This is a genomic window from Sphingobacterium sp. WOUb80 (assembly GCF_050058145.1).
GTDB lineage: Bacteria > Bacteroidota > Bacteroidia > Sphingobacteriales > Sphingobacteriaceae > Sphingobacterium.
The window spans coordinates 4,562,624-4,576,371 of sequence record NZ_CP165617.1; the positions used below are offsets into that span (position 1 = coordinate 4,562,624).

General features: G+C 40.2%; 10 protein-coding genes. 7 read left to right on the forward strand and 3 right to left on the reverse strand.

Annotated features, from left to right (window positions below; genetic code table 11):
- Positions 1 to 50 precede the first annotated feature (50 nt).
- Positions 51 to 1,604 (reverse strand): Do family serine endopeptidase, encoded by a 1,554-nt coding sequence (locus tag AB1Z56_RS18950; protein ID WP_309365583.1) that lies wholly within the window; start codon positions 1,602 to 1,604, stop codon positions 51 to 53.
- 230 nt (positions 1,605 to 1,834) lie between these two features.
- Between AB1Z56_RS18950 and dapF the strand changes: the two genes are divergently transcribed.
- Together dapF and AB1Z56_RS18960 are read left to right on the forward strand one after the other, a co-directional pair.
- The gene (gene dapF / locus AB1Z56_RS18955; RefSeq protein ID WP_426789864.1) at positions 1,835 to 2,614 is read left to right on the forward strand and encodes a diaminopimelate epimerase; all 780 of its coding nucleotides are present in this window, start codon (positions 1,835 to 1,837) and stop codon (positions 2,612 to 2,614) included.
- 253 nt (positions 2,615 to 2,867) lie between these two features.
- Positions 2,868 to 5,753, forward strand: coding sequence for a DEAD/DEAH box helicase (locus AB1Z56_RS18960; RefSeq protein WP_426789865.1), 2,886 nt, complete (start codon positions 2,868 to 2,870; stop codon positions 5,751 to 5,753).
- A 9-nt stretch (positions 5,754 to 5,762) separates the two neighbouring features.
- Here AB1Z56_RS18960 and AB1Z56_RS18965 read toward each other — a convergent pair whose 3' ends face one another.
- Entirely contained in the window at positions 5,763 to 6,572 is an 810-nt protein-coding gene (locus AB1Z56_RS18965) for an AraC family transcriptional regulator (RefSeq protein ID WP_309365577.1), read from the reverse strand.
- Positions 6,573 to 6,896: 324 nt separating this feature from the next.
- On the opposite strand from AB1Z56_RS18965, the gene AB1Z56_RS18970 reads away from it, so the two are divergent.
- Entirely contained in the window at positions 6,897 to 7,946 is a 1,050-nt protein-coding gene (locus AB1Z56_RS18970; protein ID WP_309365575.1) for an HlyD family secretion protein, read from the forward strand.
- Between the two features lie 5 nt (positions 7,947 to 7,951).
- Positions 7,952 to 9,529 carry a hypothetical protein gene (locus tag AB1Z56_RS18975; protein ID WP_426789866.1) on the forward strand — a complete coding sequence of 526 codons (1,578 nt, stop codon included), beginning with the start codon at positions 7,952 to 7,954 and terminating at the stop codon, positions 9,527 to 9,529.
- 247 nt (positions 9,530 to 9,776) lie between these two features.
- On the opposite strand, the gene gltX is transcribed toward AB1Z56_RS18975, so the two are convergent.
- Positions 9,777 to 11,297, reverse strand: a complete 1,521-nt coding sequence (gltX, locus tag AB1Z56_RS18980) for a glutamate--tRNA ligase (protein WP_309365571.1) — start codon at positions 11,295 to 11,297, stop codon at positions 9,777 to 9,779.
- A gap of 121 nt (positions 11,298 to 11,418) precedes the next feature.
- Between gltX and AB1Z56_RS18985 the strand changes: the two genes are divergently transcribed.
- Genes AB1Z56_RS18985 through AB1Z56_RS18995 form a run of 3 tightly spaced genes read left to right on the forward strand, consistent with a single transcriptional unit; the run spans position 11,419 to position 13,568 of the window.
- A complete protein-coding gene (locus AB1Z56_RS18985; RefSeq protein WP_309365569.1) occupies positions 11,419 to 12,648 on the forward strand; it encodes a sensor histidine kinase in 1,230 nt (409 codons plus the stop codon).
- On the forward strand, positions 12,629 to 13,177 hold the full coding sequence (locus AB1Z56_RS18990; RefSeq protein ID WP_209578525.1) for a DinB family protein: 549 nt from the start codon (positions 12,629 to 12,631) through the stop codon (positions 13,175 to 13,177). Before AB1Z56_RS18985 ends, AB1Z56_RS18990 begins: the two co-directional genes overlap by 20 nt.
- A complete protein-coding gene (locus tag AB1Z56_RS18995; RefSeq protein ID WP_309365566.1) occupies positions 13,143 to 13,568 on the forward strand; it encodes a hotdog fold thioesterase in 426 nt (141 codons plus the stop codon). Before AB1Z56_RS18990 ends, AB1Z56_RS18995 begins: the two co-directional genes overlap by 35 nt.
- The last annotated feature ends 180 nt before the right edge of the window (positions 13,569 to 13,748 follow it).

The following is a 13,748-nucleotide window of genomic DNA, read 5'->3' on the forward strand; positions in this document are numbered from 1 at the left end:
CGGCTAGAACCACCTAAACTATATTAATCAACCAAGTCTTAATTCAATACTTAATATTCTACCGGGAAGCTCAATTGAACAGCACCGCCTTGAGGAGATACACCTTTCAATCGCACAATATTACGTTGTGTTGCGCCAAGCGCAGTTTCAACATCGTCTACTGTATTTACCGCTTTTCCATTAACCTCAGTTATAACCAATCCACGCTCTACACCAAAGTAATCAAAGATACCACCACGATTCACTTGGGTTACAACAACTCCAGAGTTTACACCCAGTTCTTTTTTCTTCTGAGCAGAAGCCGGAATAAAGCTTGCCCCTAATTTATTGTAAATCTCCGTTGCACTTTTAGAAGCTTTTCCACCTGTACTTGCAGATTTCAAAGATTCTTCGCCTTTCAATGTCAAGGATACCTGTTTTTCCTTACCATCACGTTTGTAAGTGACATTGACTTTATCTCCAGGACGCGCACGGCCTATCGTTTCACTTAAGACAGGTGAACCTGTAATCACTTTTCCATTGATCTTAGTCAAGATATCTCCTTTTTTGACACCTGCAGCCTCTGCAGCACCACCAGCTACAACATCTTGAACATAAAGGCCATCCACATCTGTAAAACCTTTTTCTTTTGCCAGTTCAGGTGTTATTTCAGTATAAGTGACACCTATGTAACCACGTTTTACATTACCGTATTCAACAAAATCATCGACGATCTTTTTCACCAAATTGACTGGAATCGCAAAACCATAACCGGCATATGTTCCTGTTGGAGAAGCGATAGCAGAGTTAATACCAATCAATTCTCCTGCAGCGTTAGTCAAGGCTCCACCACTATTCCCTTTGTTGATTACCGCATCTGTTTGAATAAATGATTCGATTGCTGAACTTACGGGGATTTGATCCTGTCCACCACCAAATGGATTACCACGTTGTTGTTGACCTTCACTTAGAATACCAATCTGACGACCTTTAGCACTAATGATACCTGCGGTAACTGTAGATTGAAGTCCAAGCGGATATCCAAAAGCCAATACCCATTCACCGACATTGACATTATCCGAGTTGCCTAATTTGACAACAGGAAGTCCCTTACCCGACACTTTCAGCAAGGCTAAATCGGTATTCGGATCCCGGCCGATCAATTTGGCTTCAAACGTACGCTTGTCTGTTAATACGACTTCAATTTTGTCTGCATCTTCAACGACGTGGTTGTTGGTTACAATATAACCATCATCCGAGATAATTACACCTGATCCGGATGCCTGCACGGGTTGCGACTGCATTTGACGTCGTCCGCCACCCTGTGGCATGCCAAAAAACTCTTCAAACATATCGAACGGAGAACCTTGCGATTGCTGCGACCCTTTACGGCTATATGTTGTCTTAATATGTACTACACCCGGTGATACTGCCGCCGCAGCTTGGGTAAAATCAGGGTTACCTGTCGACGACATTACCCCTGTTGGATTGTTTGCAAAATAAACCTTTTGTTTGTCTTCGAAAGACATACCATCAAACTTCTTATTCTCAATAAGCTTGTAACCTCCTAATGCTACTGCTCCACCGAAAACAGCTGTTAATAGCGTTAAACCGACCTTATTCATAAACTTATTTTTATTTTAAAATGTCTTAATATAAGCTGATAACTTTTGCTCTTAAAATTACCGATTTTATTCGGATATGTTCAAATGTAATACCATTTCGAGGCCTTCGGAAAATCCGACACGTTAAAAAATGTTAATTACTAGACAAATGCAATCATTTTAACAAATCTTAACTTTTCTCCGTTTTTTTGTAACAAAAAAACGTATTTTTGTTACTACAAATCAACGTAATGGCACCACAAGTAAGATTTTCAAAATATCAGGGAGCAGGCAATGACTTCATTTTAGTAGACAACCGCGACAACTCATTTGACCGCGCAAATGAAGCATTGGTAGAAAAGCTGTGTGACCGCCGGTTTGGAATTGGTGCCGATGGTTTAATGCTTCTACAAACCAGAGAAAATTACGATTTTGAGATGATTTATTATAATGCCGACGGCAGAGAAGGTAGTATGTGTGGCAATGGGGGCCGTTGCATCGTCGCTTTTGCACGCGACTTGGGTATTATTACTGACAAAACTGTCTTTTTGGCAGTAGACGGTGTACATTACGCGTCTTTATCGGCAGATCTTGTCAATCTCCAAATGATCGATGTGCAAGATTTTGCCCGTGATGGAGAAGCCTATCTGTTACAAACGGGTTCTCCACATTATGTTGAATTTGTTAAAAATCTTGTGGATAAAAATGTCTTTCAAGATGGCTACGCCATTCGCAACAACACTACTTATAGAAAAGAAGGCATCAATGTGAATTTCATTGAAGCCGAAGGAGAAGGTTATTTCCTCCGCACATTTGAGCGCGGTGTTGAAGATGAAACCTATGCCTGCGGCACTGGAGCAACTGCAGCGGCCATGGCCGTTGCCTTGCAGCAAAATTTAGAAGGTGATATTCATATTCCTATCCGCGTATTAGGAGGACAGCTTTATATCTCCTTCCATAAGAAAGGTCATCATTTCACAGAGGTTTTCTTAGAAGGACCGGCACAATTTGTCTTCGAAGGGAACTATTAAGTTTTCATCCCAATAGCGAACAAAACTAATCGCGGCCACGATCTTCAATCCAAGCGAATCAAGCCTTCAAATGGGAACTACTGTCTTTGGTATTTAACGATACCTGTGAACTGCCTCAAAATGAAGACTAGTATTAGACCTTAGCTAATTAGCCCCTTAAAATCGATTTTTTAAATTTCAACGCACAAATTGCGATTAATGGTATATTTTATTGTATATTAGATACCTTTATTTATAAGGTCCGCTATTTTTAATGCAACAGTCAAAGTCATTTCCAGTCTATAAAATCGTTTATTCTATATGTGAGCACCCCTATCTTGGCTATCTCATTGAGCCACACATGGTCAAACTCAATCCCAATGGGAGTTACTCACTACGATATCAACGCATATTTAGCAATACTGTGGATGCCTACGCTGCTGAATTGGATGAAGTAGATTACAGACTCATTCGATTGCTTGATGAAATCGAACAAACACATCTCATCAAAAAATACTATAAAAAAGCGATTAGACCTGTAGATTTCTTTTCCAAAGTTTTCGATAAAAAACTTCATGAGCTTCTTCGTCCCAAGATTGATGAAAAAATGATTCAATTTTTTGAGGCTGTTGGTGATAAACCGCTTTTCATGATGAGCAAAGATGGATATCCGGCAGATCAGGAAATTAAATTGGCAACATCTGCAGCATCAATCTTATTTCACTTCCGGCGGAACGAAGAAGAAACACGTTATTTCCCCACCATCAAATACGAAAACCAGCGTCTGGAGTTTATGTTCAAAAATGCGATTGTCCTGACCAATGTACAGGCATGGTTACTTTTAAACAATACCCTCTATTATTTCGATCAGGTACTTGAAGGGAAAAAGCTTAGCCCATTCCTAAATAAACGCTATATTTCTGTCGGCAGAAGCACTGAAAAAAAATATTTCGAGACCTTTGTATGCGGACTGATTGAGCGCTATCACGTCTATGCGGAGGGATTTGAGATTCAAACTCACCAGCATCAGGCAATTCCACTCCTGCATCTGATCTATGTGGAAGATGGAGCTTCGCAATTGCAGCTACAATTCAAGTATGGCCCACATACTTTTACAGCAGGGGCTGAAAACAAAGTTACCGTACGCATGGAATATAATAAAGAAGATGATCATTATATCTTCCACCGCGTCAAACGATCCCTGCAATGGGAAGAACAGCAACATGACAGCTTAAAAAAATTGGGATTACAGGATGTTGACTCCCAGTTAGGTTTACTAACGCCTGCTGTCTATACTGGAAAACGGCTTTCCGTATTTGATTGGATGAACAACCATCAGGAAGAGCTTGATACACTTGGATTCCAAATTGTACAAAACAGTGAAGAAAAGCGCTTTTTCATAGGGCACACCTCCCTGGATATTTCCATTGATGAAGATAATGATTGGTTTGATATCAGTGCAATCGCAAAATTTGGCCCTTATGAGATTCCATTTATTCAGCTGCGTAACCATATTCTCAATAACATTAAAGAATTTACCTTGCCGAATGGCGAAATTGCCATGATTCCGGAAGAATGGTTTGCACAGTACAATCATCTCTTCCAATTTTCTACAGATCGGCATGAGCTTAAACTCAATAAAGTACATATCGGCCTGCTCTTTGAAATTAGTGAGCATACACAGTTGGTATTTACACGAAAACTACAGAATCTGGCCAACTTTGAAGAGATTGCTGATATTCCCGAACCAAAACATTTCAAGGGAAATCTTCGCCCATACCAAAAGGCAGGATACAATTGGTTTAATTTTTTGAAGCAGTATAAATTTGGTGGCTGTCTTGCTGATGACATGGGATTGGGTAAAACCATACAGACATTAGCACTATTACAACAGCAAAAAGAACAGCTCCAAGACGAACAGGATATACGCACATCACTTTTGGTCCTGCCAACATCTCTCGTATATAACTGGCAGAAAGAAGCACAACAATTTGCGCCACAGCTCAATATTCACCTTCATACGGGTAATAACCGGATTAAAGACGCTTCACTTTTCGCTAAATATGATTTGGTCATTACCACCTATGGGATTGCCCGTATTGACGAAGAGACCTTAAGTGGTTTTTATTTTAATTACATCATCCTGGATGAAAGCCAGAATATCAAAAATCCGACATCCAAATCGTTTAAAGCGATCAAAAGCTTAAAAAGTAAAAACAAGTTAGCCTTAAGCGGAACCCCCGTTGAAAATTCCGTTTCGGACCTTTGGGCACAGATGCACTTCACCAACCCAGGCCTACTGGGCAGCTACACCTATTTCCAGAAAGAGTTTGTGCAGCCCATAGAAAAGAAAAAAGACGAAGAAAAAGCACAGCGCCTTCAAGCGATTGTCAAACCATTTATATTAAGACGTACAAAAGATCAGGTGGCAACGGAATTACCACCAAAGACGGAACAAGTGCTCTACTGTGAAATGACGGAAAAGCAATCCGAACTTTACGAAAAAGTCAAATCTGAATATCGCAATGCAATCCTAGATGGCCAATTGGATAACAAGCCAAAATCTACCCAAATTGCACTATTACAGGGATTGACTAAACTCCGACAATTAGCCAACCACCCTAAAATGGTCGATGAGAAATTCATGGGCGATTCAGGCAAGTTCGAAGCGGTCATTGAAACGCTCGAAATGGTTATGCGAAGAGGCAACAAAGTACTGATTTTCTCCCAGTTCGTAAAGCAGCTCAATATCTTCCGTCAGTATTTTGATAATAAAGGGACTAATTATGCCTACCTGGATGGCGGCACAAAGAACCGGGATGAAGCCGTCAGTCAATTCCGTAAAAATAATGACACCAAGCTGTTCCTCATATCAATAAAAGCAGGTGGTGTGGGACTCAATCTGATTGAAGCAGACTATGTCTTTATTCTGGATCCGTGGTGGAATCCTGCAGTGGAACAACAGGCTGTCGACCGCTCGCATCGCATCGGTCAAACGCGCAATGTGTTTATCTATAAATTTATCAGTAAAGATACCGTCGAAGAAAAGATATTAGCTTTACAGAATAAAAAGAAATCAATTGCACAAAGCCTGATTACCACAGAAGAAAGCTTTATCAAGTCGCTATCTCAGGAAGATCTGCAGGAACTTTTGGCCTAAATCAAAACGTTACTGTTTATATTCATTAATCTTCGCCATATATATCGATGGACGGATACCCGTTACGCGTGTAAAAATATTGCTAAAAGAAGAGAGCTCATTGTACCCTACGTGCATAGCGATTTCGAGGATGGAATACTTATTTTCGGACATCAGCTCCAAGGCTTTCGCAATTCGTATGGCTCTTAAAAATCGAATATAACTGATACCCATATCTTCTTTGAAAAGTCTGGACAACGAGCGGCTACTCATTCCAAAGCGCGCCGCAATCTGTTCAATGGTAAAGGCCTGATCGATGTTACTGTTTAGATATCTAGCCACACTTCTGAGTTTTTCACTCTTAGGATAAGGATGCTGCATAGGGAAAGCATCTATTGGTGGACTCGTATCTGGAATAATAGCCATCATCGCACGCAAGAGACAGTATTTTGAATATTCAGCCGTTTTGCTGATCCCTCCGTTCCAATCCTGAGCAAATAAAAACATTTCACGCATCAGATCATTGCTTAGAAATATATTCGGCGCTGACAGCACGGACGGCATACCCTGTCTTTCCTTAAAATAAAAACTGTACAACGGGATACGAGAACTTGTGCTTTCCAGATGATAAGTTGTATTTGCCGGAATCCACATAAAAAATCTTGCTGGCAAATACCAGTGCTTTGTTGCTGTAAATACATGAATAATACCACCGTCAGCATAAAGCAGGCGCGCCTTTTTATGTGTATACTCACGAGAATCAATACGATCGACATACATATGATCTACGTAAAAATCATATTGTTCAGCATCAATGGCTGCAAGCTTACCCTCTTCCATAATCTAAAATTACACTTTTTATACAATATGGCGCAAATGAACAAATATCCGTCCGACTATACAAAACAAAACATTTCTATCCTACAGTATCTTTGTGCAGCCTTACTCCCAAGCGCCCAGACGAAGTTTGTTGGTACTCCGAGCAATCCAGTTTACGTAAAATGAAAGATGCTATTTCATGCAGATCATAAGCAGAACGAGGATATGGTTCCGGACACTTTTTGAGCTGAAAGCTTAGATAATTGTAAAGTGCATGTCTACCACTCTTGGCACATTTAGTAAGCAGACAAAGTAAATAATTGAAAAACGTGCAATTAAACAATAATGAATAAAGAAGATAAAAGAGAAAAAACAAAAGGATTTAACAAAGTGCTCGTCATATTCGCCAGCCTACTATTATTAATCGGTATCGGAGTCTTAGTCAGACACCTCATTTTTACCAATCAATATGTAACGACAAATGATGCGCAAATTGATCAATATGTGACTCCTGTCGCCAGTAGGATTTCCGGTTTTATTAAAGAGGTACGATTTGAAGAAAATCAATATGTTCATCGAGGCGACACGCTGCTTATTATCGATGCGAGCGAGTATCAAACCAAAGTGGATATGGCTAATGCCGAACTCCAAAGCAGTGAGAGAAATGCCGAGGTGATTAGTAAAACGGCAAATGCAACTGCCAATAGCATTTCGGTTCAAAAAGCAAGATTAGAAGCTGCAAAAGTAAGTGTATGGCAGACCCAACAGGATTACAATCGGTTCAAGAATTTATTTGAAGCTGAGGCTTCGACCAAACAACAGTACGATAATGCCAAAGCAGCATATGATATAGCATTGGCACAATTGCACACCATAACCGAAGAATATAATTCAGCTCAACTGAACACCAGCAAAGAAAAAGCAAGTGAGTTACCGGCAAGAGCTAATATCGACATCAAAAAGGCAGCAAAAATAAATGCACAGCTTTTTCTCTCCTATACCGTAGTAACCGCTCCCTACGATGGCTTTGTTGGCAAACGATCTATCCAACCAGGACAATTTGTAAAGGAAGGCCAGACGCTAGCCAATGTCATTAGCGAAGAGAAATGGATCAACGCAAATTTTAGAGAAACTCAGCTTGAAGATCTTGCAGAGGGCACTATAGTCACTATACAGGTCGATGCCTTTCCCAAACTTAGTTTTAAAGGAAAGATCCATTCTTTTTCCCCAGCATCAGGTTCCAAATTTGCAGTGATACCTCAAGACAATGCAACCGGAAATTTCGTTAAGATTGAACAACGGATTCCGATTAAAATTGTATTTGATCCAAAACAAGATCTTAAGAAATTACGTGCTGGTATGAATGTCGTCATCCATGCTCCCCATCAATCCTAATCATCATGAGTGTTAATAAATCCTTATACTATAGCTGGATACCCGAATGGATAAAGCTTCCCCTTATGATATTAGCAATGTTCCCACATCTCATGTTAATGTCGCTCTTCCATTCCAATACAGCATTTACCGCTTCGGCACTGGATATCGAGGCCGAAGATATTCAGTATTTTCTATCCTTGATGTACGGTGCCATTGTCGTTGCTTTACTTATATTTCAGCGGCTGTTTTCTTTTTTCAGGGTAAGGACATATATCCTCTTGACCTGCAGCCTTTCCATCCTGATCCTTCTAGGCATATCGTTGACAAGAGATCCATTTCTTATTGGCATTCTGCGCGTGGTCGAAGGCATTTTCTGTGTACTGGAAGGAGCTTGCTTTCTTCCATTGCTCATGATGCAGATTAAGCATGCCAAGAGCCGGACCATCGCCTATTTCTTTCTATATACCTTTATGCTTACCGGTTCAACCTTAACGACCTCTTTGCTCAAAGAAAGTATCATGGATTATGGATGGCAAGATATGATCCACGTAGTACTCTATTGGCACTTGATTGTAATTGCAATAGCTTTGCTGTTACTTAACAATAATCGCTTGGGTAAAAAGTTCCCACTCTATCAACTAGATCTGGCAAGTTGCCTATTTCTATTAATCTCATTAAGCTGCGGTGCTTACGTCTTAATTTATGGTCGTAAATACTATTGGTTCGAACACACCAATATTACCATCAATTTTGCCCTTGCTCTTGTTTTTGGAGCACTCTTTATGATTAAACAAAGCATGGTAAAAAGACCCCTTTTTCATTTTGAGATCTTGAGATACAAAAATGTTATCTTCGGAGTTATCCTATTCTTTCTCTTTTACATTATTCGAAGCTGCCTAAATAATGTATATACCGTGATGGCCACCGTATGGAAATGGCCATGGCATTATATTATTGATGTACAGTACATCAATGTCGTCGGCACGATGCTTGGTGTTGGCAGTTCAGGTTTCTTACTCCTACGCGATGTATCCCCTAAATATATCTTTGGTTTTGGCTTTTTGATATTGGCGGCTTCCTGTTTTCTATTTGTACCCACCTTTTATCCTGATACGACAATCGCTACTATCGGTCTCCCTTTGTTCATCCAGGGAATCGGACAAGGCTGGCTTTTCACACCATTGGTCATTTATATCTTAACAGGTGTTGAGTCCCATCATGTAGGCAATGCAGGCCTTATGGGTACAACAGTTCGATTTTGGAGTACCAATATCGGATTTGCCCTTATCCAAAATGCCAGTTATGCCCTCAATCAAAAGCATTATATTCAACTCGAACAAACACTTAATACAAGCAATCCGCAGACAATAAATTATTGGAATACATTAACAGAGAAATATATCGGGCTATATGGCGATCAGCTGGCACGCCTTATTGCAGGTAAAAGTCTTTCCGGAAACCTAAGTCAGCAAGCGTCGCTAATCAGTAATATGGAAATATTTACCTATCTGGGAATATTAGGAATGCTTGCAACCGGACTAATCTTTTTATTCGGTCCAGCCAAAACACTTTTCATGCGCCTTCGGATACCATACTTGTAAATGAGATCGCTAAACCGCCTATAGACAAACTTCATAATTCCGCGAGCAGCAATAGCCATGAACGCGAGCAGCAATAGCCATGAAAATGAACTGAAGAATCTTTTTGGCTAATAAATCGCGTATCGCGTGCCCATTGATGAAATAATAAAAACAACACGAATCAATAAAACAGCCTCTTTTCAGAAAAAAGGGGCTGTTTGCTAATGAATGCAGACAACCCCTTTTCGGTATCTTGTACTTTATCTATTTAAGCATCGAATTCTTTAAGTGCTTTTTTCACACGCACTATTACCTCGTTTTTACCAAGTAATTCAACAATCTGAAATACATCTGGTCCAAATTTCCCACCGACTAGCATGATGCGGAAAGGCATCATCAGCTCGCCCATCTTCATTCCTGAAGCCTGAATGGCATCTTTAAAGAAAGGTTCCAAATCAGAAGCGTTCCATGTATCAAATCCTTCGAATGATTGATTTATACCTTCAAAAAATGCAGTTTTTTCAGCAGACCATTTAGGCTTCACTGCGTTTAGATCATATTCTGCAGGCTGCAAGAAAAAGAACGACGCCTGGCTCCAAAAGTCTTCGACAAAGGTTAAACGCTCTTTTACAGCATCCAATACCCTACTCACATAAGTCTCTTCGGCGCTTACTTGATGATGCTCCAAAACTGTTTTGATCTGCGGTAACAATGATTCTGTTGAAGATCGTTTGATCCATTCATGGTTGAACCATTTTGCTTTTTCAAAATCAAATTTTGCACCAGCTTTACTGATACGGTCAACACCGAATTTTTGGATTAATTCATCTAAAGAGAAAAGTTCCTGTTCAGTTCCATCGTTCCAGCCCAATACCCCTAGCATATTGACAAAAGCCTCTGGCAAGAAGCCCATCTCACGAAACCCTTTTGTTGTATCACCAGATTTCGCATCAGTCCAGTTCATTGCATAAACAGGGAAGCCTAAGCGATCGCCATCGCGCTTACTTAATTTACCATTTCCATCTGGTTTAAGGATTAGTGGAAGGTGCGCCCAGCCTGGCATGCTATCACCCCAGCCTAGGTATTCCCACAATAAAATATGGATAGGCGCTGAAGGCAACCACTCTTCACCACGGAATACATGCGATATTTCCATGGCTTTATCATCAACAACCACAGCAAGGTGATAAGTTGGCATGCCATCCGCCTTAAGCAACACCTTATCATCGACAAGATTTGTATCAAATGCAACTTTTCCACGGATCATATCAGTGAATGTGACCGTTTCATCGGTAGGGATTTTTATGCGAATGGTATGTGGAGTGCCCGCATCCAATAATTGTTGAGTTTCAGCCTCAGACAAACTCAATGAATTACGTAATTGAAGTCTGTTCTCGTGGCTATATCGAAAATTAGGCTGCAACTTACGCTGCTCATCCAGCTCCTCTGCAGTGTCAAAAGCATAGTAAGCATAACCATTCTCGATCAGCTGTTCAGCATATTTCCGGTAAGATGGTTTTCGCTCGCTTTGACGGTAAGGTCCATACTCGCCCCCTTTTAATGGGCTTTCATCTGGGGAAAGACCACACCATGCTAAACATTCGTTGATATACTCCTCAGCACCTGGGACAAAACGAGTTTGATCCGTATCCTCGACACGTAAAATAAAATCCCCCTGATGCTGACGCGCATAGAGAAAATTAAACAAAGCTGTACGTACCCCACCAAGGTGAAGACCACCTGTCGGGCTCGGTGCAAAACGCACTCTTACTTTTCTTTCTGAACTCATGCCGCAAAATTACCACAAAATTTTTGATTTGGACAGTATCATAACTTCTTCAATGAAATAAAAGTGCAGAAAACAGACATTTATTCAGTAATTTGCAAATGAAGGACACGAATACGGAATCATGAAACCCTATCAGATTAGCCAGCAACGCTGGAAATTTATCTTGCTTATCTTTGCAGCAGTCATTGCTGTTGCCTCCTTGGTTTACACCAATTACCTCGTTCGAAATCTTGCGCATGCCGAACGTTCCAAGGCTGAGGTATGGGCCATGAGTACAAAAAATATTATGACCATGCCCGACGTTGATGATGAGTTCATTACATTTATTTACGCCATAAGAGACAGTCTCAATTTACCAGCCATTATTACAGACGACAAGGAAGACATCATTTTCTGGCGTAACCTCGATTCCACGAAGACAAATATTAAGCCCGGACACAATGACAGTGTTACAAAACACCTGGATTATGACCCGGCTTATTTTCAAAAACAACTTGCGTTTATGAAGAAAAGTCATCCGCCCATTACATTGGAATTGGAAAATGGGCAGAAATGGCATGTTTACTATAAAGATTCCTGGTTTTTACAACAGTTAAGGGTGTTTCCTTATGTACAACTATCGCTGATTGCACTCTTTCTCATTATTGCTTACACGGTTTTCAATTCTATCCGGAAATCTGAACAAAATCTCGTTTGGGTAGGGCTCACCAAAGAAGCCGCACATCAATTAGGCACCCCTATCTCGTCCTTGATGGGCTGGTTAGAATTGATTCGTATAAAATTTGATGCCGAAGAAGATGATACGCTAAATGAGATGGAAAACGACATTAAGCGGCTTGAAATCGTCGCTGACCGTTTTTCAAAAATTGGATCTACCCCCGTATTAACCAATCACAACCTCTACGATGTCATCAAAAATTACGTGGATTATTTTCGCATACGAACCAGTAATAAAATTACCTTCGAATTAAAGGGCGACACACATCTTGAGGCACAGCTCAATATCCCATTATTCGATTGGATCATCGAAAATTTATTGAAAAACGGAGTAAATGCCATTGGCACAGAAGGAAAGATAACTGTTAATATTTCAGAAAATATTGCGAAAGAAGAAATTTTTATAGACATTAGTGATACGGGCAAAGGAATTCCAAGATCTAATTTTGAATCTGTTTTCCAGCCGGGTTTCACAACGAGAAAAAGAGGCTGGGGGCTTGGCCTTAGTCTGACAAAAAGAATGGTACGGTACCACCAAGGACAAATTTTTGTAAAAGAATCTGAAGTAGGTAAAGGAACAACATTTCGAATAATCTTAAAAAGCAATTTAAAATATGAAGCCACTCAAATCTGACGAATATCCAGCAGTCTACGCGCCTTATATTGAGACTGTCGTCGATAACGTGTTTGATGCACTAGAAGAACAGACGCTCTCCTTTCCAGCATTTCTGGACACGATTCCTGAGGAAAGAGGTAATTTTAAATACGCCGAGGATAAGTGGACCATCAAAGAAGTCGTTGGTCACGTCATCGATAATGAACGTATCATGGCTTACCGTGCATTGCGTTTTTCACGTAACGACCTTAAAGAACTCGCTGGATATGACCAAGACTACCTCATTCAGTATTCCCGTTACAACGACCGTACCTTGGAAAGTTTAAGCAAAGAATTTACCTTTCTTCGGAAAGCCAATATGATGCTTTTCAATAGTTTTAATGACGCCGAATTGGAACGTAAAGGTATGGCATCTGAACGCTTGACGAGTGTAAAAGCATTATTGTATGTCATTGCAGGACATCTTAATCATCACCGCATTATTATCCAGGAACGTTATTTAAACTCAGACGATGTCAAAAATTTGGTTTCAGCATTACAACATTGAGGAAATAAACGTATTTTTCAATAAATACCTATCAGGGCTCCTGGAGATTCAAGCGACAGAAATAGATAACAACTCCATTACAGCGACTATGCCTGTAACAGATAAAGTTAAACAGCCGCATGGCATTTTACACGGTGGAGCTTCTGTAGTTCTGGCAGAGTCATTGGGAAGTATCGCATCCAACCTCGTCGTTGATCCAGACAAATATCGGGGTGTTGGCCTTGAAGTGAATGCCAATCATATCCGCCCGGTAAGTAGCGGAGTCATTACCGCAAAATGTAGTCCAATACACATTGGTCGATCCACACATATTTGGGAAATAAAAATGTACGATCGTTTCAACAAGTTAAATTGTATCTCAAGACTTACAGTAGCTATCGTTCCTAAATAATGCGACCTATATGATTCTTGCTAACTCGATTTACTAACTCAATCGAATTAAGATTCAGCAAAGTTTATAAGCAAAGAAGGATAAATTTCACAATTTATCCTTCTTTTTTTTGCCAATTAATTATCGAAATCGTCCAAAAATATGCCTTTATTTATTTCCAATATTCAAGAAATTTAAGTA